This is a genomic window from Bacillus sp. OV322 (genome assembly GCF_900112495.1).
Classification (GTDB): domain Bacteria; phylum Bacillota; class Bacilli; order Bacillales; family DSM-1321; genus Peribacillus.
Genome location: NZ_FOMA01000012.1, coordinates 1 through 24,627, shown reverse-complemented (window position 1 = coordinate 24,627; position 24,627 = coordinate 1). Strand labels below are relative to the sequence as shown.

General features: G+C 39.9%; 22 protein-coding genes, 1 tRNA gene, 1 rRNA gene, 2 pseudogenes and 1 riboswitch. Of the genes and pseudogenes, 8 read left to right on the top strand and 18 right to left on the bottom strand.

Going from position 1 to position 24,627, the window contains the following annotated elements; translation table 11 throughout:
• Nucleotides 1-99 precede the first annotated feature (99 nt).
• The 3 genes from BM126_RS20890 to BM126_RS23105 form a co-directional block, all read right to left on the bottom strand.
• Nucleotides 100-1,746 carry a MutS-related protein gene (locus tag BM126_RS20890; protein ID WP_177201528.1) on the bottom strand — a complete coding sequence of 549 codons (1,647 nt, stop codon included), beginning with the start codon at nucleotides 1,744-1,746 and terminating at the stop codon, nucleotides 100-102.
• Nucleotides 1,747-2,037: 291 nt separating this feature from the next.
• Nucleotides 2,038-3,264 carry a Bcr/CflA family multidrug efflux MFS transporter gene (locus tag BM126_RS20885; protein WP_090991274.1) on the bottom strand — a complete coding sequence of 409 codons (1,227 nt, stop codon included), beginning with the start codon at nucleotides 3,262-3,264 and terminating at the stop codon, nucleotides 2,038-2,040.
• 339 nt (nucleotides 3,265-3,603) lie between these two features.
• The gene (locus BM126_RS23105) at nucleotides 3,604-3,753 is read right to left on the bottom strand and encodes an NUDIX hydrolase (RefSeq protein WP_256213210.1); all 150 of its coding nucleotides are present in this window, start codon (nucleotides 3,751-3,753) and stop codon (nucleotides 3,604-3,606) included.
• A gap of 643 nt (nucleotides 3,754-4,396) precedes the next feature.
• Here BM126_RS23105 and BM126_RS20870 point away from each other — a divergent pair.
• A complete protein-coding gene (locus tag BM126_RS20870) occupies nucleotides 4,397-5,488 on the top strand; it encodes a glycosyltransferase family 2 protein (protein ID WP_090991273.1) in 1,092 nt (363 codons plus the stop codon).
• 219 nt (nucleotides 5,489-5,707) lie between these two features.
• Here BM126_RS20870 and BM126_RS20865 read toward each other — a convergent pair whose 3' ends face one another.
• The gene (locus BM126_RS20865) at nucleotides 5,708-7,423 is read right to left on the bottom strand and encodes an exosporium glycoprotein BclB-related protein (RefSeq protein ID WP_305728163.1); all 1,716 of its coding nucleotides are present in this window, start codon (nucleotides 7,421-7,423) and stop codon (nucleotides 5,708-5,710) included.
• 515 nt (nucleotides 7,424-7,938) lie between these two features.
• Between BM126_RS20865 and BM126_RS22605 the strand changes: the two genes are divergently transcribed.
• The 3 genes from BM126_RS22605 (at nucleotide 7,939) to BM126_RS20850 (ending at nucleotide 8,713) form a co-directional block, all read left to right on the top strand.
• The gene (locus BM126_RS22605; protein WP_177201527.1) at nucleotides 7,939-8,085 is read left to right on the top strand and encodes a hypothetical protein; all 147 of its coding nucleotides are present in this window, start codon (nucleotides 7,939-7,941) and stop codon (nucleotides 8,083-8,085) included.
• A 155-nt stretch (nucleotides 8,086-8,240) separates the two neighbouring features.
• Nucleotides 8,241-8,438 (top strand): hypothetical protein, encoded by a 198-nt coding sequence (locus BM126_RS20855; RefSeq protein WP_090991270.1) that lies wholly within the window; start codon nucleotides 8,241-8,243, stop codon nucleotides 8,436-8,438.
• Nucleotides 8,435-8,713, top strand: a complete 279-nt coding sequence (locus BM126_RS20850) for a tyrosine-type recombinase/integrase (RefSeq protein ID WP_305728162.1) — start codon at nucleotides 8,435-8,437, stop codon at nucleotides 8,711-8,713. The genes BM126_RS20855 and BM126_RS20850 overlap by 4 nt, the downstream gene beginning before the upstream one ends.
• 435 nt (nucleotides 8,714-9,148) lie before the next feature.
• Here BM126_RS20850 and BM126_RS23465 read toward each other — a convergent pair whose 3' ends face one another.
• The 3 genes and pseudogenes from BM126_RS23465 to BM126_RS20840 form a co-directional block, all read right to left on the bottom strand.
• The gene (locus tag BM126_RS23465) at nucleotides 9,149-10,075 is read right to left on the bottom strand and encodes a methyl-accepting chemotaxis protein (RefSeq protein WP_371261481.1); all 927 of its coding nucleotides are present in this window, start codon (nucleotides 10,073-10,075) and stop codon (nucleotides 9,149-9,151) included.
• Between the two features lie 12 nt (nucleotides 10,076-10,087).
• Nucleotides 10,088-11,131 (bottom strand): annotated as a pseudogene (locus BM126_RS23460) (sensor histidine kinase); the annotation flags it as partial.
• Between the two features lie 135 nt (nucleotides 11,132-11,266).
• Nucleotides 11,267-13,108, bottom strand: coding sequence for a nitrilase-related carbon-nitrogen hydrolase (locus tag BM126_RS20840; RefSeq protein WP_090991267.1), 1,842 nt, complete (start codon nucleotides 13,106-13,108; stop codon nucleotides 11,267-11,269).
• Between the two features lie 201 nt (nucleotides 13,109-13,309).
• A riboswitch (cyclic di-GMP riboswitch) is annotated at nucleotides 13,310-13,400 on the bottom strand.
• Between the two features lie 274 nt (nucleotides 13,401-13,674).
• Between BM126_RS20840 and BM126_RS22600 the strand changes: the two genes are divergently transcribed.
• A complete protein-coding gene (locus BM126_RS22600) occupies nucleotides 13,675-13,848 on the top strand; it encodes a hypothetical protein (RefSeq protein WP_177201526.1) in 174 nt (57 codons plus the stop codon).
• Nucleotides 13,849-14,124: 276 nt separating this feature from the next.
• Here the strand turns inward: BM126_RS22600 and groL are convergent, their stop codons facing one another.
• Together groL and groES are read right to left on the bottom strand one after the other, a co-directional pair.
• The gene (gene groL / locus BM126_RS20830) at nucleotides 14,125-15,753 is read right to left on the bottom strand and encodes a chaperonin GroEL (protein ID WP_071350476.1); all 1,629 of its coding nucleotides are present in this window, start codon (nucleotides 15,751-15,753) and stop codon (nucleotides 14,125-14,127) included.
• Nucleotides 15,754-15,813: 60 nt separating this feature from the next.
• Nucleotides 15,814-16,098 carry a co-chaperone GroES gene (gene groES, locus BM126_RS20825; RefSeq protein ID WP_071350477.1) on the bottom strand — a complete coding sequence of 95 codons (285 nt, stop codon included), beginning with the start codon at nucleotides 16,096-16,098 and terminating at the stop codon, nucleotides 15,814-15,816.
• 398 nt (nucleotides 16,099-16,496) lie between these two features.
• Here groES and BM126_RS20820 point away from each other — a divergent pair, with 398 nt between their 5' ends.
• Both BM126_RS20820 and BM126_RS20815 read left to right on the top strand, forming a co-directional pair.
• On the top strand, nucleotides 16,497-17,228 hold the full coding sequence (locus BM126_RS20820) for a CPBP family intramembrane glutamic endopeptidase (RefSeq protein ID WP_090991266.1): 732 nt from the start codon (nucleotides 16,497-16,499) through the stop codon (nucleotides 17,226-17,228).
• Nucleotides 17,225-17,431, top strand: a complete 207-nt coding sequence (locus BM126_RS20815; protein ID WP_090991265.1) for a YdiK family protein — start codon at nucleotides 17,225-17,227, stop codon at nucleotides 17,429-17,431. Before BM126_RS20820 ends, BM126_RS20815 begins: the two co-directional genes overlap by 4 nt.
• Before the next feature lie 63 nt (nucleotides 17,432-17,494).
• On the opposite strand, the pseudogene BM126_RS20810 reads toward BM126_RS20815, so the two are convergent.
• From BM126_RS20810 to moaC, 3 genes and pseudogenes are all read right to left on the bottom strand, one after another.
• A pseudogene (locus BM126_RS20810) lies at nucleotides 17,495-17,706 on the bottom strand (DUF3885 domain-containing protein); the annotation flags it as partial.
• Between the two features lie 301 nt (nucleotides 17,707-18,007).
• Complete coding sequence (locus tag BM126_RS20805; protein ID WP_090991264.1) at nucleotides 18,008-18,676, bottom strand: redox-sensing transcriptional repressor Rex; 669 nt, start codon at nucleotides 18,674-18,676, stop codon at nucleotides 18,008-18,010.
• Between the two features lie 34 nt (nucleotides 18,677-18,710).
• Entirely contained in the window at nucleotides 18,711-19,205 is a 495-nt protein-coding gene (gene moaC / locus BM126_RS20800) for a cyclic pyranopterin monophosphate synthase MoaC (protein ID WP_071353222.1), read from the bottom strand.
• A 140-nt stretch (nucleotides 19,206-19,345) separates the two neighbouring features.
• On the opposite strand from moaC, the gene BM126_RS20795 reads away from it, so the two are divergent.
• Nucleotides 19,346-21,271 (top strand): ABC-F family ATP-binding cassette domain-containing protein, encoded by a 1,926-nt coding sequence (locus BM126_RS20795; protein ID WP_090991263.1) that lies wholly within the window; start codon nucleotides 19,346-19,348, stop codon nucleotides 21,269-21,271.
• Nucleotides 21,272-21,537: 266 nt separating this feature from the next.
• Here BM126_RS20795 and tsaD read toward each other — a convergent pair whose 3' ends face one another.
• The 6 genes from tsaD to rrf form a co-directional block, all read right to left on the bottom strand.
• Complete coding sequence (tsaD, locus tag BM126_RS20790; RefSeq protein WP_090991294.1) at nucleotides 21,538-22,551, bottom strand: tRNA (adenosine(37)-N6)-threonylcarbamoyltransferase complex transferase subunit TsaD; 1,014 nt, start codon at nucleotides 22,549-22,551, stop codon at nucleotides 21,538-21,540.
• Nucleotides 22,548-23,000: a ribosomal protein S18-alanine N-acetyltransferase gene (gene rimI, locus BM126_RS20785; RefSeq protein ID WP_090991262.1), complete on the bottom strand. Its 453-nt coding sequence runs from the start codon at nucleotides 22,998-23,000 to the stop codon at nucleotides 22,548-22,550. The genes tsaD and rimI overlap by 4 nt, the downstream gene beginning before the upstream one ends.
• Nucleotides 23,001-23,021: 21 nt before the next feature.
• On the bottom strand, nucleotides 23,022-23,729 hold the full coding sequence (gene tsaB / locus BM126_RS20780) for a tRNA (adenosine(37)-N6)-threonylcarbamoyltransferase complex dimerization subunit type 1 TsaB (protein WP_090991261.1): 708 nt from the start codon (nucleotides 23,727-23,729) through the stop codon (nucleotides 23,022-23,024).
• Entirely contained in the window at nucleotides 23,726-24,181 is a 456-nt protein-coding gene (gene tsaE / locus BM126_RS20775) for a tRNA (adenosine(37)-N6)-threonylcarbamoyltransferase complex ATPase subunit type 1 TsaE (RefSeq protein ID WP_090991260.1), read from the bottom strand. Before tsaE ends, tsaB begins: the two co-directional genes overlap by 4 nt.
• A 216-nt stretch (nucleotides 24,182-24,397) precedes the next feature.
• Nucleotides 24,398-24,471: transfer RNA gene (locus BM126_RS20770), tRNA-Met, on the bottom strand.
• Nucleotides 24,472-24,532: 61 nt separating this feature from the next.
• Nucleotides 24,533-24,627, bottom strand: a 5S ribosomal RNA gene (rrf, locus tag BM126_RS20765); the annotation flags it as partial.

The window sequence follows — 24,627 nt, the reverse complement described above, 5'->3', positions numbered from 1 at the left end:
TAAAAACCAAAGACCTTTTTTATTATTCTTTAAACTTAATAAATTCTAACTTCTTTATAAGGAACTCTAAAGTGACAGTCTGTAACTTAATTCATTGGGCTATTTACTTGTTACTGGTACATTCCACTCCCCTTTTTCTTCAAACCTGTCAGCTAATGAATAAGCTAATTCTGTAACGGAAGTAGGGTATTCCATTTGTTCAAGCAGCTTAATTGCATTTTTAGTTGTGGAGGGTCCAGAATGAATTTTATAGTCGAAATATACACTATCTTCTTGAACGCTTTCGTGAAAATGGTAGTTAGTAAATCCAACTGCCATTTTTGTTAATTCTATGTCGTGTGAAGCAACCATAGTCATACCCTGATGTTTTCTAAGCCATTCCATAATGGATGCTGAAGCGGCAATGCGTTCCACAGTATTTGTCCCACGGAGAATTTCATCAATAAAAGACAAACAGGGGACACCAGAATCAGCTGTTTGAATAATTCTTTTCAACGACTTAATTTCTGCTTTGAAGTAACTATCTCCATCGATGACATTATCCTGAATCGCCATTGAGGAAAGAACATAGGCAGGCTTCATACTCCAGCTGCTGGCATGTACTGTATGTATGGTTTGGGCTAAGATTGCATTAATTGCTGCAGCCTTCATATAAGTAGATTTGCCAGAGGCATTTGAACCGGTAATCAGTGTCAATTTATTCAGATGGGAAGAGTTTTTTACAGGATTTTTAATTAATGGGTGATACATCTCATTAAAGATTAATTCTTCACTATTCAGAAAAGCTGGTGTGCAATAGTCATCGATATAATGCCGATAGAAAGCAACAGCAATACCAGAATCAATTTTACCTATTGTTTTCCAGAGTTTTTCATATCTATCCCTATGTTTCTGTATCATACGAATCATATAAAAATATGAGATGAAGTCGAGCAAAAAAATAATGCGTATATATTCGAATAATCCCTCAAAATCTCCTGTACCTTTTCCAAGTGAAATAATTCTTTCTAGAAACAGAATCTTTTTGATAGGCTGTACCGATTTGTTAATTTCTATAACATATGGTTTAAAAGAATCATCTTTAATTTTTGTAAGACGTTTTCCTGTCCGGATAACACTTGATAGATACGAGATCTCATACAAACTAATGTCGAGATTCCGGTTTTCTTTATAGTAAGTAATTATGTTCAGACAGATTGATGAGATTAGTATCAAGATTCCGAGTTTCAGTGAATAAAAGATGATTCCAACACTTGCAATCGGTAAGATTCCAAACAAAATATATAACCAAATATTTTTTATATTTTTATAATCATTATTAAAAAAAGACGAAGAATTTGTATGATTACGTTTGCCCAATATTTTTAGATTATATAATAAGCGCGTTCGTAAAACTTTGTTCTTATGCATGAGTTCATAAAATGATTCATCGCGGTCTTGATTTGTAAGATGAATATTATGTAATTGATTATATAAGTATTCAGAACCAACGGAGGTTTGTGTATAATTAATCTTCTGATATACATCATCCATTGATAAATCGCGCCAGGTAATTAAATCAACACCATTCTGTTGATTACAATTATTCTTCCAATATGCACTAACAGAATCCATTGGTTCATCTAATGAGAATTTCTTTTTCCCTTGCCATTCTTCCTCTATAATTCTATTAATTCGCCTTTTTTTCAAAAACTCCGCGAAAACAATGATTATAAATAATGCGACTGCTCCAATTATATATATCAACATATCCCCTCCTCCAAAGCTATTCTTGTCACCTTCAATACAATCTTATTATTTCACGGCACATTTTTCCATATTTTATGTAAAACACTATATAATTCCCCAAAATGAATAGATTAATTTCACTGAATTTGCCATAGAGGTTCGGAATGTATGCAGCAAAAATGAGTAAAAATAAAAAGGATAGACGAGCAATGAAGTGCTCTTTTCTATCCTTTTTGGTATGCATGCATGCCCCTGATTCAACAGGATGCATGAATTTTTCAGGCGTTTTTTAAAGACTTATCATAGTTTTCAAGCTTTCCGATTTGCCATGGAAAGTGTCTTCTGGTCTTTGGTCTTTCTCACCAGGATGAAATAGCAAAGGAAAGCCAAGGCGCTGGCGCCAAAGATGACGGCGGCCATCGGGACTCCTGTGTACGCTCCGCCAATCCCTACAAGCGGGGCAGAGAGGGAGCCCATAACGAAAGGCAATACCCCTAATAAAGCCGAAGCGCTGCCCGCCATATGTCCTTGTGACTGAATGGCCAAGGTGAAAGATGTCGTCCCGATTATACTAATGGATGATAAGAAGAAGAAAACCGGGATAGCGACACCGATAAGCGGTGCTTTCAGTAAGAGTGCAATCAATAACCATAAACCAGATACATTCGCAAGGGTCAGGCCTATTTTCAGGAAAGTCCCTTCTGAAATGCTATCATTAAAGCGGCCAACTGACTGGCTTCCAATGATCAAAGCGAGCCCATTGACCCCAAACAAAAGACTAAATTGCTGGGGGCTCACACCGTAAACATTCTGATAGACAAACGGTATGCCAGAAACGTAGGCAAAAATACCGGCAGTGATAAACCCCTGTGTTAATGCATAGCCCATAAACTCTTTATTTTTAAATAATGTTCCGAAATTGCCCAATACATAAGGCAAATTACTCGGTACACGCTTTTCAGCAGGAAGTGTCTCTTTTAACTTAAATGAAACGGTAAAGATCAAGATAACCCCAATACATGCCAATACAATAAAAACCCAGTTCCAGCCTTTAAAAGCAAGAATCGCTCCACCCGCTATCGGTGCTACGATTGGCCCGAGGTTTCCTACCAGCATGATTAAAGAAAAGAACTTTGTTAATTCCTTCCCGCTATAAAGGTCCCTTACAATGGCCCTTGATATAACAATTCCGCCTGAGGCTGCAAACCCCTGTACAAATCGGGACCCAATAAGGAAATAGATATTAGGTGAAAATGAGCATGTCAGGGATGCCAGGATATATAAACCAAGGAAAAACAACAAAGGTTTACGTCGTCCGTTCACATCACTTAATGGACCGATGACTAATTGCCCTAAACCAAGACCCAATAAACAGGATGTCAAACTAATTTGAACGAGTGACGGGGTCGTGTGGTAATCATTTACGATTGTAGGAAAGGACGGCAAATACGTATCAATTGTAAAAGGACCCAGAATTCCTAATGATCCCAAAAGCACAGCAAGCTGAAGCCGTTTCTTTCCGCTAGATTTATCCAAAATGTTCTCGCCTTTCTTTATTTAATTTTTTCACCATCAATACACAAACACAAATGTTTCGATAACCGAAATTTAACATTCTTTATTATAACTGGAAACTTGCCTGTTGGTAAACAATTAAATATTTCAAACGGTGAGTCATATTCTATGTTGTCCATCTTTTCTTCAGCAATTAGTTTACCGTGGATAGTATAACTTCTTTAGTATTACTGCTACATAAATAGGTCAAAATAACAACTTGTCTCATTGGATCCGTATTGAATGTGGCTGCATATAAAATCCGCTCTACCCTAACAGATAAACTTACTTCTTCTTTAATTTCACGTAAAAGTGCAGTTTCTAATCCTCCCCAAATTCAATTTTCCCGCCAGCACATTCCCAAGTGCCTCCGCCAATTTCATCGTCTTTTTCACGTTGAACGATCAAAACTTTTCCTTCATTCACAATAACACCTTTAAGAGCAACAACTATTTTATTTGGATTTGTCATTTAATATACCTTCCTGTTTGTTATTAAAAAGTCTTATTATTAAAGATAAATTATATCTTTTATATTCACATGAATTGTTCCTGTTCGTCCACTAAATAAAAACAGTATGTGGTGAAAGAAAGCAGAGTTATACATAGCAAAGGCTCGTGATTACAAATGTGCGAAATCGAATGAAAAGGCTGCTTATCGCAGGTTTGAATGAAGAGTTAACACCTCATAGTCTAAGACACACTCATACATCTCTGCAGCCGAGGCCCGAGTCACTCTCGAACAAATTATGGATCGTTTAGGTCATACTGACGATCAAATTACGAAAAATGTGCATCTCCACGTAACCCAAGAAATAAAAAAGAAGCCTCTCTTATGAGAAGCCTCTAGATTAACCTCTATGTTAGAAAAATGTTAGCATTTCACTTTCACCTTACATACAAACCCAGTCATACCAAGGGTTCAGAAGGCAATTTCATCATGCCGCCCATTCTTTTGGATATATAATAGAAGTAAATAGGGTTTTAAAAAGCCCTACATTAGATAAGGAGAAAAACGGATTCAAAGTTTGGTTAATAAAAAAATTTAATTATGTTACGAAACACTTTGAGATACATATATTAGGAATAACTAATATTTTTGAGTGGTGATGGCTATGTGTACAATTACTCTTTGTATGATCGTGAAAAATGAAGAAGAGGTTTTGCATCAATGTTTAAGTAGTGTAAAGGAAATATGTGATGAAATAATTATTGTTGATACAGGTTCAATGGATAAGACTAAGGATATAGCAAAGAATTTCACAGAAAAGATTTTTGATTTTGAATGGATTGATAATTTTTCGGCTGCAAGAAACTTTGCTTTTAGTCATGCTACAAAGGACTATATTTTATGGTTAGATGCAGATGATATTTTACTAAAAGAAGATCATCAAAAATTTAAAATACTAAAGAAAAATCTAAATGCTTCAATTGATGCGGTTTCAATGATTTACAATATCGCTTTCGATGAATACGGCCAACCAACCTTTAGTTATAGGAGAAACCGTTTAGTAAGAAGAGAGAAAAAATTCAAATGGATTGGTCTTGTGCATGAATATTTAGAAGTTAGCGGTAATATTTATACAGCTGATATAGCTATTACTCATCGAAAATCGGATAAAACTAAATCTGTTCAAAGTGACCGAAACATTCTTATTTATGAAAATCGTCTAAAAAATGGAGAAGACTTTTCACCGAGGGATTTATATTATTATGCAAATGAATTAAAAGACCATGCTGATTTTCAGAAAGCTATAAAGTATTATTACAATTTCTTAGATACAAAAAAAGGATGGATTGAAGATGAAATCCGTGCCTGTATAAACATGGCGGAGTGTTATAGAAACCTTGGTAATTTAATAAAAGAAAAAGAATCACTTGTAATGTCATTTATTTATGATGTACCACGACCTGAAGCTTCATGTCGATTAGGGGACTTATATAAAGGAAACAAAGAATTCAACAAAGCCATTGTATGGTACCGCCTAGCTCTTGAAAAAGAGGCAGTTAATAACCCTGGGTTTAGGCAAGAGGCCTATTCAACATGGTATCCTCATCTTCAGTTATGTGTATGTTATTGGGAAACAGGAGAGCAAAAACTAGCTGAAGAACATAATAATAGGGCCAAAGTGTATCGACCGAATGACTCAAGTGTGAAGACAAATGAAAAGTTTTTTAAAAATTATTTTAAAAATTATGACGTGTAATAATTAGGATTTTTTATAAAAACGTTTTTATTCTCCTTTGTATGAAAATATGCTGATCTGTATTATTCATTTTTGGAGGTGAGATTTTTACCAATAATTTCTTATACTCTAACTGAATACACATAAAAACGGGAAGGTTTACTTAAATAATCCTTCCCGTTTTTTTATCCTTTTTGTTAAAAAGTAACTGAGTTTTTGAAGATTTTTAACAAAATTAAATTAATCGATTACAATACCTGCGCTTGCAAAACCTACAAGAGTTGTGAGAACAGAAACTGCAGTATCTATAGAGAAAACCATTAATAATTTATCCCCTGCAGCAACCGGGAGTGCCGTTGCAGCAGTACCAGTAGAAACGTCTAAAAGGTTAATTATAGGTCCTAAAGCTGGTGATAAAAGTACAAAGGCGCCTGATGGAGAAAAGGTATTGCTAGCTGCAGGTGCCGTATATAATTCTGCTCTTACGGTAACAGGTGTACCTATAATTGCTGCCACTGTCGTACTAAAGAATGCAGATATTGATGATACAGTTCCGGCACGAGGAACCACGAATGCGAAGTCAAGAATGCCTCCGATACCAGGGCTCAGAGTAATTGTTCCTCCACCAATAGTAACACCCTCAAAAGAACTTCCGAACCCAATAAGAGCCCCAGTATCAAGTAATCCTCCTAAAACACTCGTAAGTGCAACAGGAGTACCTGACGCATATGCAATTATAGCACCAGCTCCAGGATTTCCAGTTGCTCCTGTTGCTCCTGTTGCTCCTGTTGCTCCTGTTGCTCCTGTTGCTCCTGTTGCTCCTGTTGCTCCAGCAGGTCCCGTTGCTCCTGTTGCCCCAGCAGGTCCCGTTGCTCCTGTTGCCCCAGCAGGTCCCGTTGCTCCTGTTGCCCCAGCAGGTCCTGTTGCTCCTGTTGCCCCAGCAGGTCCTGTTGCTCCTGTTGCTCCTGAAGGTCCTGTTGCTCCTGTTGCCCCATCAAGTCCCGTTGCTCCTGTTGCCCCAGCAGGTCCTGTTGCTCCTGAAGGTCCTGTTGCTCCTGTTGCCCCAGCAGGTCCTGTTGCTCCTGTTGCTCCAGCAGGTCCTGTTGCTCCTGTTCCTCCTGAAGGTCCCGTTGCTCCTGTTGCTCCAGCAGGTCCCGTTGCTCCTGTTGCTCCAGCAGGTCCCGTTGCTCCTGTTTCTCCTGAAGGTCCTGTTGCTCCTGTTGCCCCAGCGGGTCCTGTTGCTCCTGTTGCTCCAGCAGGTCCTGTTGCTCCTGTTGCCCCAGCAGGTCCTGTTGCTCCTGTTGCTCCAGCAGGTCCTGTTGCTCCTGTTTCTCCTGAAGGTCCTGTTGCCCCTGTTGCTCCTGAAGGTCCTGTTGCTCCTGTTGCTCCTGAAGGTCCTGTTGCTCCTGTTGCTCCAGCAGGTCCCGTTGCTCCTGTTGCTCCAGCAGGTCCCGTTGCTCCTGTTGCTCCATCAAGTCCCGTTGCTCCTGTTGCTCCTGAAGGTCCTGTTGCTCCTGAAGGTCCTGTTGCTCCTGAAGGTCCCGTTGCTCCTGTTGCTCCTGAAGGTCCTGTTGCTCCTGCAGGTCCCGTTGCTCCTGTTGCTCCTGAAGGTCCTGTTGCTCCAGCAGGTCCCGTTGCTCCTGTTGCTCCATCAAGTCCCGTTGCTCCTGTTGCTCCTGAAGGTCCCGTTGCTCCTGTTGCTCCAGCAGGTCCTGTTGCTCCTGAAGGTCCTGTTGCTCCTGTTGCTCCTGAAGGTCCCGTTGCTCCTGTTGCTCCAGCAGGTCCCGTTGCTCCTGTTGCTCCATCAAGTCCCGTTGCTCCTGTTGCTCCAGCAGGTCCTGTTGCTCCTGTTGTTCCAGCAGGTGCGTTTACCTTGACCACAACTTTTTGCTTTACTTTAGATCCGCATTGACATGTTTTATGCCCGCAATCTTTACATTTTTTATCATTACTCAATTTTTCACCCTCCTTTAATAAGAGATACGGTATTATATGACGGGAAATTTATTTGGAATGGACAAGTTCCTTAATTTTTTAAATTTGATTTCAATATTTTCATTTTTTTTAATAACACTCGGTTTCATATTAATGGGAAAATAAGAGTTGGCCGGTACAATGCCTAAACTAAAGATCGCCCAAGAGCAATTTCGTACGAGATATTTTTTAATTCAGTAGCTTCCAAATACTCGGATACCATGTACGTTATCTATTCTGATGATAATTCCTACTACTACATATTCAAAGATAAAAAAATCCCCCTATGCGAGGGCACTGCAAAACGAATACATTAATTGAAAAAAACGCCCATGACTGGCTTAAAACATATAGTCGTAGTGGCGTGAAAATTAGCAGTGTAAGAGCCAGGGAAAAGGAAATGAAGCATTTCATTAGTGTTTGGGGGCCGCCGCATCACTAAGAAAATGTATGAGGAAAGGATTCTGGAATTAAACGAGAAATACAGTCAAAATTATATGGATGGTATTCATGCTTGTGGAAGAATGATTTTTCGGAAAGCATTAACTCAGGGGCTGATAAAAAATAATCCTACTGAGGATTTCAAAATGCCTAAAAAGCAGCAAAGTATTGAAGAGCTGGAGAAGAGATTATTTTTTTGGTGAAAGAGGAGCTTGCTCATTTTCTAAAATTAGCCCAATCTGATGGGCTTGAAATGGATCATTTAATCTTCACGGTATTATCGTATTCTGGTTTAAGAATTAACGAATTATAGGCCATAAAATGGGCAAATTTTAACGAAAAACAAGGCACTATTCGCGTGACAAAAACATTTTATAACCCTAACAGCCATATTGAGAAATATCAGCTTTTAACACCAAAAACAAAGGGAATTGTCCGTGCAATCAAGATTGATGAAATGCTGATTAACATGTTAAAGAAGCACCGCATTAAACAGAATGAGATTAAATTAAAAAACGGCCTTGTTTACCAGGATAACGGATTTATTTTTTCTTGAGAGGAAGGACACCCACAATTATGAAAGTAATTGATACCCGGCTTAAACGACTTCTGAAAAAATCAGGAATTGAAAAGAACATCACTCCACACTCGTTTCGGCATACCCACACTTCACTATTAATTGAGGCTGGAGTCGGCATTAAAGAAATACAACAGCGGCTTGGACATACGGATATAAATACGACAATGAATACTTATGCTCATATGACCGCCAATATGGAAGAAAAGGCCTCCCAACAGTTTAGCAAACTGATGAAAGACCTTCTCTTATAGTTAGCATTTTTTGTCATGGATTCGATGTGAGGACAAATCCGAGGACAAGAAAATCATATTATCATTTTAGACATTGTTATAACAAGGTTTTAAACCCCTAATTACATCATGCCGCCCCTAAGATGAATGTGTGTAACATCGTTATCGAGAGGTGCAAAAAGTGCGGTAAATCAACGTTTTAGATATTGCTTACTGTAACATCTTTAACAGTGATTTACTGTTTGTTATAGGATTGCGTTAGCAAAATGTTAGCAAATTTAGTGTTGTGATTGCTACAAATACCAAATTCTTCTTTACCTGATTTAAATACAACATACTTGGTGGATTCCATATAAATATCTCTCCTTTGAGAACACTTGACCCCTAGAATCGGAAATCGATTTGGTTCCTTTCAGGGGACTTTTGTATAAATCCGTTTTAATAACACATGCAGTATTAAAGCTTAAATCTAGTAATAACCTCTTCAAGCTCTACTGCCATTTTAGCCAACTCCTGTGCAGCAAAGGAAACCTCTTCCATTGAGGCATTCATTTGCTCAGAGGAGGCGGCAACGTTCTGGGAGTGTTCATTCATACCAATTGCTGTTACTGATATACTTTCAATATACTGGGCCACTTCTCTAATGCGGTTTTTCATTTTATCCATAGCCTCACCTACCTCAGAAATATTATCTGATACCGTTATAACTGAATCTTTAATATCTCCAAAAGCCTGACCGCTTTCATTTACAAGTAATAATCCTTCTTTTGCCGAATTTGAACCTCTATCAACAAGATCTTGGGAATCTTGAATACCCTCTTTAATATCGATAACGATTTCGTTTATTTGCAGTGCGGATTGACTTGATTGTTCGGCAAGTTTACGAACCTCATCAGCTACTACAGCAAATCCCTTTCCATGCTCTCCTGCTCGGGCAGCTTCAATTGCTGCATTTAAAGCTAACAGGTTCGTTTGTTCGGAAATAGATTTTATCAACATACTAATTTGGCTGATTTTATTCGATTTTTCGTTTAATTCACCAATTTTTTCTGCTGATGAGGTTACATGTTTATCTATTTCATTCATTTGTTTTACTGTTTGATTTACAACATCGCTGCCTTGTTTTGCAGTTTCTGCAGCCAGATTAACAGATTTGCTGACTATGTTCATGCTTGTGACTACACCATCAACATGATTTGCTACCTCATTGATAATCGATACCGTTTCTTCCATTGCAGCATTTTGTTCATCATTTCCTGCGGCAACACTTTGAATGGATTCCGAAATTTGATTGGATGCCAATTGGTTTTCAACTGACCCAGCAGCAAGTTCCTCTGAGGTAGCAGATAATTGTTGGGAACCATCAGCAACTTTCGAAATCATTTCCTTTAGATTATTTGCCATAATATTATAGTTTTTACCCATATCCCCTATTTCATCGTTTGTATTAATAGTGACACGCTGAGTCAAATCACCTTTTGACATGGAAAGTGTTAAATCACTAATTTTTTTGATATTACCGGTAATACGCAGGCTCATAAATATTGAAACTATAATTGATAAAATGGCAACTATGACACCCAAAATAAGGATAGCACTGCGAATTTGATCGGCAGTTGCGGACATTTCGTTCTTATCAATTACTGTAATGTACTTCCATCCGGCATTTTTTGAGCTTACTATATTTAATACATAGTCATTTCCCTTGATTGTTGCATCAAAGGATCCATCTTTTGTAGATTTGTTCAATTTAGGGATTTTTAAACTCGATATGGGCTTGAAATTCATCTTTGGGTTTTTGGGGTCAGCAAGTATTGTTCCATCTTTTTGTGTTAAAATTACATATCCATTTTTCCCTATGTGAATATCTTTTATCAGGCTGGTTAATCCCTCTAGACTAACATCCAATCCTAACACACCTTTTTGATTGCTACCTTCTTCAATGGTTACAACATTACTTACAATAATCGAATCTGATCCGGTTGCAGCATAGGCACTAGTCATTTTTACTTTTCCGGGGTTTCCAATGGCTGCCTTATACCACGGTCTCTCGGTTGGATCGAATCGAGGGGTTGTCGCCCCTTCCGGATATTGGATATATCCGCCATCTGGGGTTCCCATATATACATATGCAGCATTAGGATGTGATTTCCCAAATTGTGAGAATACGTTAAATATATCTTTCTCTTTTGGGCCATTTTTTAAAGGGGTCATGTCAATCGATTCCCCGTCAGTTTTATCTTTATAGGAAGTTATCGTTTTATCCGCTGTAATTACTGCAGGATTGGTTGCTAATAGTCTTGCATTTTCCTTTATGGATTGAAAATATATTGATATGGCATTATCAACCTGATAAATTTCTTTTTCACTGAAATGGATGTAGTCCTGTTCTGTCTTTTTAGTAACGGAATTATTCACAAAAAATCCTATTAAAATCATAGGTACTAGTGAGAGTAGTAAAGAATATATTAACAGCTTTGATTTAAAAGAAAACCTTTTATTTTTCATATTTTCTTACCTTTCTTTAAGCATAGAAGGCATTATCTAAAATGCCTTCTTATGCAAATTCTTTTATCATTCTTGAACTAACGGTTTAAAATATGAGGGCTGTCTTGACAGAATTAACAACTCTTGATTAAACCAAGCATCAGGTTGTATTGTTTTGAATTGAACAATTAACGCTTCTTCCTTATCAGCTGAAGCAACAACAGGCTGATCGAGTCCATAAAGGGGATCAAGTGTATATAAACTGCTTCTGCCTAGGTAATCCTGATCGGTACCAACATAGTTGGCGACAATTGTATACGCTTGTGCGCCAATCGCTACTGCATCCCAAGTAACCATTGAACCTTCAGGATAGGTGTTTGCAGATATGCGTTTGTTTATTTCCATTTCCCCGCCATATTGACCTTTCCACGATGAAGGTATTGTTATAATATCTGCACGTTTCACGGCCATTACACTGGCCGTCTCTGGATATTCAGCATCTTCACCCAATAAAATACCAATTTTACCTAATGACTTGGTTTTAAAAACGGGTAATGAGGAACCAGAGTTAGCCCATTTTTTATCGCTGTTGCTCAGATGTGTTTTTTGGTATTTTCCTTCTGTCTTACCATCTTCAGAAATAAGAAGAGCGGAATTAAATAGTTCTTTATTCTGTTTTTCGATATAGCCATAAACAATTGATACATGGTATCGCTGAGCTATATCTGCAAAAAATCGGGCTGTTACCCCAGTGGATTCTTCCCCTAGCAACTCAATATTCTTTTTAGACATTCCATTAACTGGACCAGTTAATGAAAGTTCAGGAAGTACAACCAAGTCCAACTTCGGGTTTTTAATTTTGGCTTGTTTTATTAAACCTTCAATCTTAACTTTGTTTTCTTCCTTGCCTCCCATCACAGGCTCATATTGAAGCGCTGCTGCAACAATATCATGTGGAGTGGTATTTTTTGTGTAATCCCACGGGGCTACAGTATGCATAATTTCTTTATACAATTCTGGCCTTCTGTTCTTTAACACTTTTTTATTTTCGTTGTCAAACTGTTTAGGATCGATTGTTGCATACGTAATAGTTGGTTCGTTAACATCTTCGCTTGGGTTCATCACTACAGGTGCTTCTGCAAGTTTCTTCCCTTCAGGTGACCAAATAGCACTTCCACCAATCATATGGAAACCATTTTCTGTATTAGATCGGTTAGCACTTACAATAAACATTCCATTTTGCTGTGCTCTTGCAGGAAGGGCTGATATGGCCTGTGCGGAAGAGTTTGTTGGGAATGCCAAGATTTCCGCACCTTGAATTCCGGCCAATCTGGCAGTTTCTGAGTAGGCAGAATCCATACAAATATTTATACCTATTTTTCCGATTTTTGTATCAAACACAGGTACACCTGCGTCCCCCCAAGCTCCCCAATGCATTTCGGTTTCCCACATTTGCGTTTTGCGATATTTTCCAATATATCCTTCTGGTCCTACTAAAACTGCTGAATTATAATAGAGATTCGATTTTTTCTCTACCTCAGGCATCCCAAAAACAACATAAGCATTATACTTTTTTGCTAATTTTCCGAAAGCTGCTGTAGTCTTTCCAGGAATTGTATCAACAAATGGTTTTATTGCTTCACGGTCAGCATAATAATAGCCTGTTGTTGCCATCTCAGGTGCAACAACAAGCTTTGCATCCTTTTTAAAGGCCTTTTCAGTTACTTTTAGTAACTCAGAAATGTTTTTATCTCTTTCATTTAAAATTGGATTAAATTCTATTGAAGCTACTTTGAAAGGCTGATTGTACTTTTCTTTATTCTTCTCTTTAGCAAGAGAAGGTGAGACTTTTTGACTCCATTGAAAACTACTAATTCCTACTAATGTGAGTATTAAAATTAAAACGATAATTATTTTTCTATGATTCATCAATTTTCTTCCTTTTTAACAGATTTGTTTTGTAATAGCTTATAAAACTTTAGTCAATCACTTCACTTAACCGTCTATATTTTTCCAGAATGAAAATATATTACTTTAAAATATCATCAGTCAGCTTATCCTCCTTTTCAAAAAGCAAACAAAAAATGGCTATTTCCATAAGTATGGAATAGCCATTTATAATCTGGACTATTCGGCAACCTGGCAATCATAGTTCCATTTCTAGAACGTTAGACCCAAGGCTTTGCGTCCTTACCTTTCGATAAGTTTGCCTTTATCGTATTAATAGGTAAATAACAACAGGTAATTTTACCTATAAAAATCATCTCGCTATAATATCGGATAAATGTTTAAAGCCTTTATACAAACTTAATAATTCTTTAATAATAAGTTTATTTTGAAAATTATTACGCAAGTCGGGTAGTATCATTAATCGCAACATGAATATTTGTACAATTGAAAATGGTTTCACGAAAACGTATTACAATCCAAGGAACAATGCGCTTAAGTATCAATTGGGTACTCCAAAGACGATAAAATCTCGAGGGAAAATCATTGTGGATGAAGATGTAATCGAGGAATTGAAGAATCGTAAAAAAGTTCAAGAAGGGGTGATTTATCGGTTACGAGATGCTTACTATAACCAAGATTTTATCTTTGCCAAAATGCAACGGCATTACGGCTATCCTATCGTGATTAAAAAAGTTGCTTGCTATCGCAGGCTTAAATGAAAACTTAATACCTTATAGTTTAAGACATACTCATATATCCCTGCTTGCCGAAGCCCGTGTTTCGCTCGAACAAATTATGGACAGATAGGGCATACCGCTGATCAGATGACAAAGAATGTATATCTACACGTAACCCAAGAAATGAAAAAAGAAGCCTCTCAAAAGTTCAGTGAACTTAAGAGAAGCCTCTAGATTATCCTCAATGTTAGCAAGATGTTAGCAAACCACTCTCATCTTACTCACAAACCCATTCATATCAAGGGTTGAGGGGCGTTATTACATCATGCCGCCCATACCGCCCATGCCGCCCATGTCAGGCATTGCAGGAGCATTTTCTTCTGGCTTGTCAGCAACAACAGCTTCTGTTGTTAAGAACATAGCTGCAACTGAACCAGCGTTTTGAAGAGCGTAGCGTGTTACTTTAGTTGGGTCAACGATACCAGCTTCGATCATGTTTACCCATTCGCCAGTAGCAGCGTTGAAGCCAGTGCCGACTTCTTCGCGTTTTAAGCGTTCAACAATAACAGATCCTTCTAGGCCTGCATTGTGAGCGATTTGGCGTACAGGCTCTTCGATTGCGCGAAGCACGATAGAGATACCTGTTGCCACGTCGCCTTCTTCCTGAAGAGAAGCCACTTTATTGTATACATTCAGAAGAGCAGTTCCTCCGCCTGATACGATTCCTTCTTCAACTGCTGCACGAGTAGAGTTCAGGGCATCTTCAATGCGAAGTTTGCGTTCTTTAAGCTCAGTTTCAGTAGCAGCACCAACTTTGATGACTGCAACGCCGCCAGCTAACTTAGCAAGGCGCTCTTGTAATTTTTCACGGTCAAATTCAGAAGTTGTTTCTTCTAATTGAACACGGATTTGGTTAACACGTCCTGAAATGGCAGCTGATTCGCCAGCGCCTTCAACAATCGTTGTGTTTTCTTTTGTAACAACTACTTTAGAAGCGCGTCCAAGAGATTCAATCGTTGCAGATTTAAGGTCAAGGCCTACTTCTTCTGTGATGACTTCTCCGCCTGTAAGGGCAGCGATGTCTTCAAGCATTGCTTTACGGCGGTCACCGAATCCAGGAGCTTTAACAGCAACTGCATTGAATGTTCCGCGAAGCTTGTTCACAACAAGAGTTGCCAATGCTTCACCTTCAACATCTTCAGCAATCAATAAAAGTGATTTTCCTTGCTGTACAACCTGCTCAAGAACAGGAAGGATTTCCTGGATGCTTGTGATTTTTTTGTCAGTGATCAAGATATATGGATTTTCAAGAACAGCTTCCATTTTATCTGAATCAGTAACCATGTATGGAGATGCATATCCGCGGTCGAATTGCATACCTTCTACCACATCAAGCTCAGTAGTGAATCCTTTAGATTCTTCGATTGTGATAACACCATCGTTGCCTACGCGCTCCATAGCTTCAGCGATCAGTTGTCCAACTTCTTCGTCAGCAGAAGAGATGGCAGCAACCTGTGCGATGGATGCTTTGCCTTCGATTGGCTTAGAAATCACTTTTAATTCTTCGATTGCAGCGTTAACTGCCTTTTCGATACCTTTGCGGATTCCCATTGGGTTAGCGCCCGCTGTTACGTTTTTAAGGCCTTCACGGATCATAGCTTGAGCAAGAACAGTTGCAGTAGTAGTACCGTCTCCAGCTACATCATTTGTTTTGCTTGCAACTTCAGCAACAAGCTTGGCACCCATGTTTTCGAATGCATCTTCTAATTCGATTTCTTTAGCAATTGTAACACCGTCATTTGTGATTAATGGAGAACCGAACTTCTTCTCAAGAACCACGTTGCGTCCTTTAGGTCCAAGCGTTACTTTTACTGTATTTGCAAGTGCGTCCACACCGCGAAGCATGGAACGGCGAGCTTCTTCACTAAACTTAATATCTTTAGCCATTGTATAAGTTACCTCCCTAATGGTTTTAAATGTATGATTCGTTAAGTATGCCGCTAGAAATTAGCCGATTACAGCTAAAATGTCGCTTTCACGTAAAATTAAGTATTCAGTTCCTTCGTACTTCACTTCAGTACCGGAATATTTTGAGAAGATAATTAAATCGCCTTGAGCTACCTCTAAAGCAACACGTTCGCCATTATCAAGCACGCGGCCTGTTCCGACAGCTACAACCTTGCCTTCTTGAGGCTTTTCTTTTGCAGTATCCGGCAAAACGATACCGCTGGCAGTCTTTTCTTCCGATTGAACTAGTTCAATAACAACGCGATCACCTAATGGTTTTAACAAAGTGAAACAACCTCCTCAAATTCTTTGGTTAATTGTTTTAGATTATTAGCACTCTTCACTAACGAGTGCTAACACAATTCCTATATTAAATAAATCATCCATCTTTTGCAAGTATCTTCATGAAAAATTTTTTATAAATTTCTAAGCCAATTGGGAAATGCTATATCGTAATAGCAATAGGCTCAGATAATGCGCCAAATAGGCTGTCCACAAACCTTTCATTGGAGTTCTCCATGTTTTTTTGGTACCCTTTTATGTATAAAAATCTTTTTTTGGACTGTACCTTTTAAAACATTCGCACACTTTCAGAAAAAACTGTTATGCTGTTTAAAGAATCTTCTGCAGCATGGACTGCTAGAAGAGTATAGGAAGTTTTTCTATTAAAGGAGTTTTCGTTTTTGAAAAGAGAATATTGGTTTGTCATCATCACATATATCGCCATGCAGCTATCGGGATTTGTCGGCGTACCCATCCTTATGATGCTTGGCGCCTTAACAGGTGCTCCTCATCATGATCTGCAGATGAAGTCCGGGGCATATTGGATTGTTATCAGCTTCCTGGCAGCACTGGTGCTTGTTTTATTCTTTATGAGGCATGATATGAGAGAAAGCAGGAACAGCCGGAATCAGGCTTCCATTCCTGTGTCTATTATGTGGGCGGTTGCAGGGATCTTTCTCGCCTTGTTTTCTCAGTCCATCGCGTCCTATCTTGAACAGCTTTTTGGCATCAGCCCGGGCTCTAAGAATACTCAGGACATCCTGACGCTTATCAAACAGGTGCCGTGGGTCATCTTTGTCAGTTCCGTTATCGGGCCGATCCTTGAGGAAATCATCTTCAGGAAAATTATTTTCGGATCACTTCATAAGCGCTATAATTTCTTTTTGTCTGCATTGATCAGTTCGTTCATTTTTGGTCTTGCCCATATGGAATTCGTTCATATTCTGCTTTATACGGCAATGGGCTTTTCGTTTGCATTCTTATATAATAAAACGAAAAGAATTTGGGTATCTATGTTTGCCCACGTGGCAATGAATACATTGGTCGTTATTTTGCAATTATTCAGCAAGGATATCGAAAAAATGGCCCAAAATGCTAAACATGTGCAAGGCATCATCGGAGGGTTTTTATGAGACGGAAGCAATCACCGCTTGCTATGGGGATCCTTTATTTTGGCTTAGGCATTCTATTTACTGTATATGCCATCCAGCATGTTTCTCACTCTGGATGGGGATTCATATCATTATTTCTCATCCTTTTGGCCACACTGGACATTGGATCTGGGATAAGGATGCTGCTTTTATATGCCAAGATAAAATCTTCTAAACAAAAATAGTCTGTTAAATTTTTTGGGGAAACACCTGTAATGTGTTTCCCTTTCTGCTCCTTCAGTTGAAAACTTATCAATTCTTGGCCTGTCATAATCCAATATCCAATCATTATATAATTCATACATTCCTCTTATTGTGTCGGGTGAAGCTGCCAATACATCACAGCCTCTATCGTCATATGCGTGAAAGATCGTCTTCTTATGGATATATATGAAATAAACGCTATGAGGCATCCTTGGTTTTAACCTAGATCCTGATTGTATATCGCCTTTAACAAAGGCCAGCACCTCATAACATTTTTGTAAAAGACTCTTTTCTTAAGGATTGTTGTTTATTAATAAGTTCTGTGAGGCAATCCCATTGTTAAGTCAGGTTGATAGGAGCGTAAGGTGCGAGACTCCTGTGGGATTAGCGGGAAGGTGAGACCCCGCAAGCGCAGCTGAGGAGGCTCACGGAAAGCGAGCATCCTGGAGCGGAAATCAACCCGAAAACAGCCTTGTAAAAAACTAAGAACAAAATCACAACAACAAAATTTTGACAGAGCCGAAAATAAAAAATGCTGCCCATTCCGGCAGCATCTTTTATTCGTTGTCAGGGAGAATCTCTTCCCCTGAAACCGGATAATGTTTAAGAAAGTAGATGAGAGATTGAAGCTCGACAGCAAGGTCAATATGATGGATCCTGATTGACTGCGGCACATTCAGCCTTGCAGGTGTAAAATTCAGGATTCCCCTGATGTCTGATTCAACCAGAATGTCTGTAATCGGCTGTGCAGCCTGTGCTGGAACCGTCAAAATAGCTACAGCCACATTTCTTTCCTTTAGTCTTGCACTGATTTCATTCATATGAAAAACAGGCACATCGCTTATCGTGGTTCCTACCTTCGTTTCATCTACATCAAAAGCAATTTCAATCTTTGTATTATTGTTTTTCAAAAAATTATAATTTAAAAAAGCAGTCCCCAAGTTGCCCACACCAATCAAAGCAACTCTTGTCAATTCATCCTGATCGAGCGTCTTTGAGAAAAAAGAAAGCAGGTAATTCACATTATACCCGTATCCCTTTTTGCCAAGCGCACCAAAATAAGAAAAGTCCCGCCGGATTGTCGCTGAATCAACTTTCACTGCCTCGCTCAGTTCTGCGGAGGAAACCCGCTGCTTGCCAGAGACATGCAAGTTCTTCAGAAATCGGTAGTATAAGGGCAGCCGTTTCGCTGTTGCCTGCGGTATCTTCATTTGTTCTTGACTCATTCTTTTCCCCCGCTTTCAAGCAAATCTCTCTATGCTATTGATTGATTTGCCTTTTATAATCCGGACTTGAGACCCCGCCAGTTTTTTCGATTAAGTATGTCGGGCCGATGACCATTCCTTTATCAATGGCCTTGCACATATCATAGACAGTTAGCGCAGTAACAGAAGCAGCTGTCAGCGCTTCCATTTCTACTCCTGTACTTCCTTTTGTCTTGGCAGCTGCTTCTATCATAAGACGATATCCGTCTTCCTCTTCTTTCCATTGGAACGAAATATTGACGCCCTGAAGCGGAATGGGATGGCACATTGGGATAATGACTGATGTGCTCTTGCTTGCCATAATTCCAGCCACCTGTGCCACAGCAAGGACATCCCCCTTTTTCATCTTATTATGGACTATATTCTCGTAAATCTCTCTATTTAAAGAAATACTCGAAGCAGCCACAGCCGTACGGACTGTTTCAGGCTTTTGGCTCACATCGACCATTTTCGCCCTTCCCTGCTCATTAAAATGAGTAAATTCAGCCATATAAAAACACCTCTCTCTTAAATGATACACTATTATACCCATTTTGCGGAACCTTTGTTTTATGTTTCACATAATCACTTCTATTGCCGATAGAGCCTGCAATACGTTACACTATCACTATAGCAATTGAGGTGAATACGATGATTTTACTGCAAATAAATCAGCTCACAAAGTATTATGGTGCTGAATTAATATTATCAAATATGAAGCTTGAGGTACAAAACCGGGATCGGATTGCTTTGGTTGGCCGTAATGGCGCCGGAAAATCGACCCTGTTAAAAATAATTGCCGGAAAATTATCGCATGATGGCGGAGAAATACTGAAGCCTAAAGGTGTGTCCATCGGTTACTTAGCCCAAGATACCGGCCTTGAGTCAGAGCTGTCTATCCAAAATGAAATGCTGACGGTTTTCAGTGATTTAATTAATCAGGAAAAAGAACTGCGAAGGCTCGAAGAAAGCATGTCAAAGCCTGAAATCTTTGAAAATGACGTCCTTTACCAAAAGGTTATGAAGGAATATGATGAACTCCAGGTCAGCTTTAAAGAACAAGGCGGATACCAGTATGAGGCGGATATACGCTCTGTGCTGCACGGCCTTCAATTCGCCGGCTTTGAAGTCTCAACGCTTATATCTTCCTTGAGCGGCGGCCAAAAAACGAGACTTGCCCTAGCCAAGCTTTTGCTGAAAAAACCCGATATTCTGATACTGGATGAGCCGACCAACCATTTGGATATTGAAACACTGTCCTGGCTCGAACAATATCTCCAGGGCTACCAGGGAGCTGTTTTAATTGTATCACATGACCGCTATTTCCTTGATAAGGTGGTCAATCAGGTTTATGAAATTTCCAGGCATTCTATAAAGAAATACTTCGGAAACTACAGCAATTACCTGGTGAAAAAAGCGGAGGATTATGACCGTGACTTAAAGCAATTTGAAAAACAGCAGGATGAAATCGAAAAGCTGCGTGACTTTGTGCAGAAAAATATAACACGTGCCTCCACTACAAAACGGGCTCAGAGCAGACGGAAACAGCTCGAGAAGATGGATGTTTTGGACAGGCCGCAGGGAGATGAAAAATCCGCCAATTTTTCATTTGGAATTGATAAACAAAGCGGCAATGAAGTTCTCCACATCAACAGCCTGGGGATCGGCTATCAGGAACAGCCGGTAGCAAGCAATGTCACTCTGCGGATTGCTAAAGGAGACAGCATGGCGCTTGTCGGGCCAAATGGCGTTGGAAAATCAACACTGCTAAAAACAATCATTGGCAGATTGCAGCCCTTACAGGGTGATTTCCGGTTTGGCACAAATGTACAGGTCAGCTACTATGATCAGGAGCAGGCGAACCTTGTTTCCAATAAACGCGTGCTGAACGAACTATGGGATGAACATCCACTATTGCCTGAAAAAGATATCCGTACCGTTCTTGGCAACTTCCTTTTCTCAGGGGATGATGTGCTGAAGACTGTCTCCACACTTAGCGGCGGTGAGAAGGCACGCCTTGCACTTGCGAAAATCATGATGGAAAAAGGCAACTTCCTTATCATGGATGAGCCAACCAACCATCTTGACTTAGACAGCAAGCTTGTACTCGAAAATGCCTTGATTGATTATCCAGGGACCATCCTTTTTGTTTCTCATGACAGATATTTCATTAACAGGATTGCAACCAAGGTAATAGAGCTTTCTGGCACCGGAAGTGAAGAATTCCTGGGAGATTATGATTATTATCTTCAGAAGAAGCAGGAACAAGCCGAAATACTTGAGCTTGAGTCAAAAGCATCTGTTCAAACTGAACAAGCTGCAGAAAAGACAGGATATAAATTGGACAAGGAAGCAAAAAAGGCAGAACGGCAGCGAAAAAGAAGATTAGAAGAAGTTGAAGCATTTATGGAGCAGTTAGAGGCAGAAATTAAACAGTATAATGAACATCTCTGTGATCCGGAAATCTTCCAGAACCACGAAAAGGTTCTGGAAATACAAGAAAAGTTAGAAAAAGCACAACAAGATTTAGAGGTATATATGGAGGAATGGGCTGAACTGGAAGAAATGCTAAGCTAATTATGAACAGGCTTCTCCTCGAGATGCCTGTTTTTTTATTAAGATTTTACTTATCCACTGGTTTATCAACAAATTGCATACTGTATTAACAGCTCTTTTAATAGTTTTCCACACTATCCACATCAAAAACGCCACTTATCCACATTTACACCTACTTATACACATGCTTTAGCATTTCTAAAAAAAAGATATCCACACCATTCCTGAAGTCTTATTGAGTGAACAAAAAAAGCCTGCTGCGCATTACAATGCGCAGCAGGCTTTCATTATGCTTCAATATCTAATCCCGGATTGCCATTAAGCGCGAGATTCGAGCGTTTCCCGCGTTCATAGAGCACACTTCCGGCCGCAGCAATCATTGCTGCATTGTCTGTGCACAAATTCAGAGGAGGAATGACCAATTCAACATTTGGCAGAGCTGCAAAAGCTTCTGATAAAGCTGCTCTAAGCCCCTTATTGGCCGCTACTCCCCCAGCAAGCAGAACTTGCTTCACGTTATATTCCGCTGCTGCCTGCAGTGTCTTTTTGACAAGCACTTCAATTACACTCTGCTGAAAACTTGCAGCCAGGTTTGCCGGTTCTATTTCTTCCCCGCGCTGTTCCGCATTATGAAGGGTATTAATTACGGCTGATTTTAATCCGCTGAAGCTAAAATCATACGATCCTTCGAGCCATGCCCTCGGAAGGCGAATGGTTGGCTGCCCTTCATGTGCAAGCCTGTCTATATGCGGGCCCCCTGGATATGGCAAATTTAAGGTCCTGGCAACCTTGTCATACGCTTCCCCTGCAGCATCGTCTCTTGTTTCGCCGATCACTCTGAACTTTCCATGCTCCTCAAGCAAAACAAGCTCTGTATGCCCTCCGGAAACGACTAAGGAAAGAGCCGGAAATACCATCTCTTTTATAAGCCGGTTCGCATAAATATGGCCAGCTATATGGTGCACGCCTATTAAGGGGATATTGTGGGCAAATGCAACTGCTTTTGCAGCATTGACTCCTATCAAGAGAGCTCCTACAAGCCCTGGTCCTTCCGTAACGGCAATCCCGTCGATATCTCCATACTGTACTCCAGCCTGCTCGATAGCTTCTTCAATTACCAAAGTGATTTGTTCAACATGGTGTCTTGAAGCAATCTCTGGCACTACTCCGCCAAAGCGCTTATGGCTTTCAATTTGGGAAGCTACAACATTGCTTAAGATTTCTGTTCCATTTTTGACCACTGAAGCTGCTGTTTCATCACAGCTTGTTTCAATGCCCAAGATAATTTGATTCTTTTTCATAATAAATTCACCCACATCACATAGGCATCCTCTTGATTGTCTGTATAATAATTCTTCCGGATGCCGCCTTTTTGAAAACCTAGTTTTTCATATAATGAAATTGCAGTCGTATTTGAAACACGCACTTCCAGTGTCATTCTTTTCACACCCTGGCTCAGCGATATTTCTATCATCTTTCTTAGTAAGGCCTCTCCAAGCTTTTGGCCTCTGTAATCTGGCAGGATGGCAATATTGGTTATATGGGCCTCATCAATGACAATCCAGGCTCCGCAATAACCGATTACTTCCCCCTCATCTTCAATGACCATATAGACTGCGTATTGGTTATGATTTAATTCGTTAAAGAAAGCATCCCTGCTCCATGGAAGAGTGAATGACTTTCTTTCTACGATAAGAACTTGGTCGATATCTTCTGTTTTCATCATCCGGAACATCATTGTTTTACTCATCCATATCGGTCTCTTTCCCATTTATTTTTTTCCCTGAGAACTGCCCTGCTGCTCGAGCCATTTAGCCTCCGCCTCAGCCAGCCTTACGTAGTTCGGGACAAAATGATGGATATCCTCTTCACTCTTGTCCCTGCCAATGAAAGCAAGCTCAGATGGACGCGGTATATAAGCCTGAGGAGGAGAAAATACAGCCAGGTCACCAAGCTGTTCGGAAATGGCCTCTTTATGAAGGCTTATATCTTGTCCGACAAATAAGACGGGCTTTCCAAACTCCTTTAATTTCGCGGCCCACTCAGAGGATAAGATATTGGTATCTTCATGCACGGTCTCTATTCCTGATTCTCCGTATTGATATAACCCCGTATAAACCTGCCCGCGTCTTGCATCAAATAAAGGGGAGATCAGACCATTGAAATACCTTCCATTTGCTGCGAGTGCTTCAAGGCTTGAAACTCCCGACAAAGGAACCTTTAACGTCCAGGCAAGGGTCTTGGCGATAGTCACACCAATCCTCACACCTGTGTATGAGCCTGGTCCCTTTGCTGCTACAATTTTGCCTATTTCCCCCGGAGCCGTTTCACAGTCCTTAAGGAGGGTTTCAATGGCAGGCATAACCCTTACTGAATGGTTTTTCTTCAGGTTGGTTACATACTCCCCAATTATCTGGCTGCCCTCAATCAATGCAATGCCCAAAGTAAAATTCGATGTATCAATAGCTAAAACCTTCATGAAAGAATCTCCTTACATAACTTAACATATCGTTCGCCATGAGCTTCGAAGACAAAGCGCCTCTTTGTCTCATCAAGGCGTAAAATTTGTATCTGCAGCAGGTCTGCCGGCAGCTGGCCCTCTATCAAATGAGCCCATTCAACAACCGTCACGCCATCGCCATTAAAGTACTCATCAAATCCCAAATCTTCCTCACCTTCGCTCACACGGTAAACATCCATATGATACAGTGGCAGGCGGCCCTGATATTCTTTAATAATGGTAAAAGTGGGGCTGTTGACATTCCTTGTTACTCCCAGACCTTTCGCAAGCCCCTTCGTGAATGCCGTTTTTCCCGCACCCAAGTCCCCTTCCAGGGCAAGTACATCTCCTGCAACTAAGTGCTTTGCCAGTTCCTTGGCGAATTGATCTGTCTCTTCAGCACTTTGAGAAATCCATTTAAATATTTCCATCTATCGTTCACCACTTAACTTCATTCAATTTTATTTTAACAAACAGCTTGTGTATACATAATCATAGTGTACCTTTTTTCAAAAAAAGAAACAAATTAGAATCAGGATAGCTTTGTTCCGAAATATTAATAGGCTTACTTCTGACTAAAGTGAGGTGAAGCATATTCAAGATTTCAGAAAACAAAAAAAAACGAAACAAAAGTTTCGTTTTCCTGATTGCGGGGACAGGATTTGAACCTGCGACCTTCGGGTTATGAGCCCGACGAGCTACCAGACTGCTCCACCCCGCGACGATAATATATTGATTCATATATATTATAACCATATTTCAGGTGAATATACATAAATTTCGCTTGGCGGCGTCCTACTCTCACAGGGGGAGAACCCCCAACTACCATCGGCGCTGAAGAGCTTAACTGCCGTGTTCGGAATGGGAACGGGTGTGA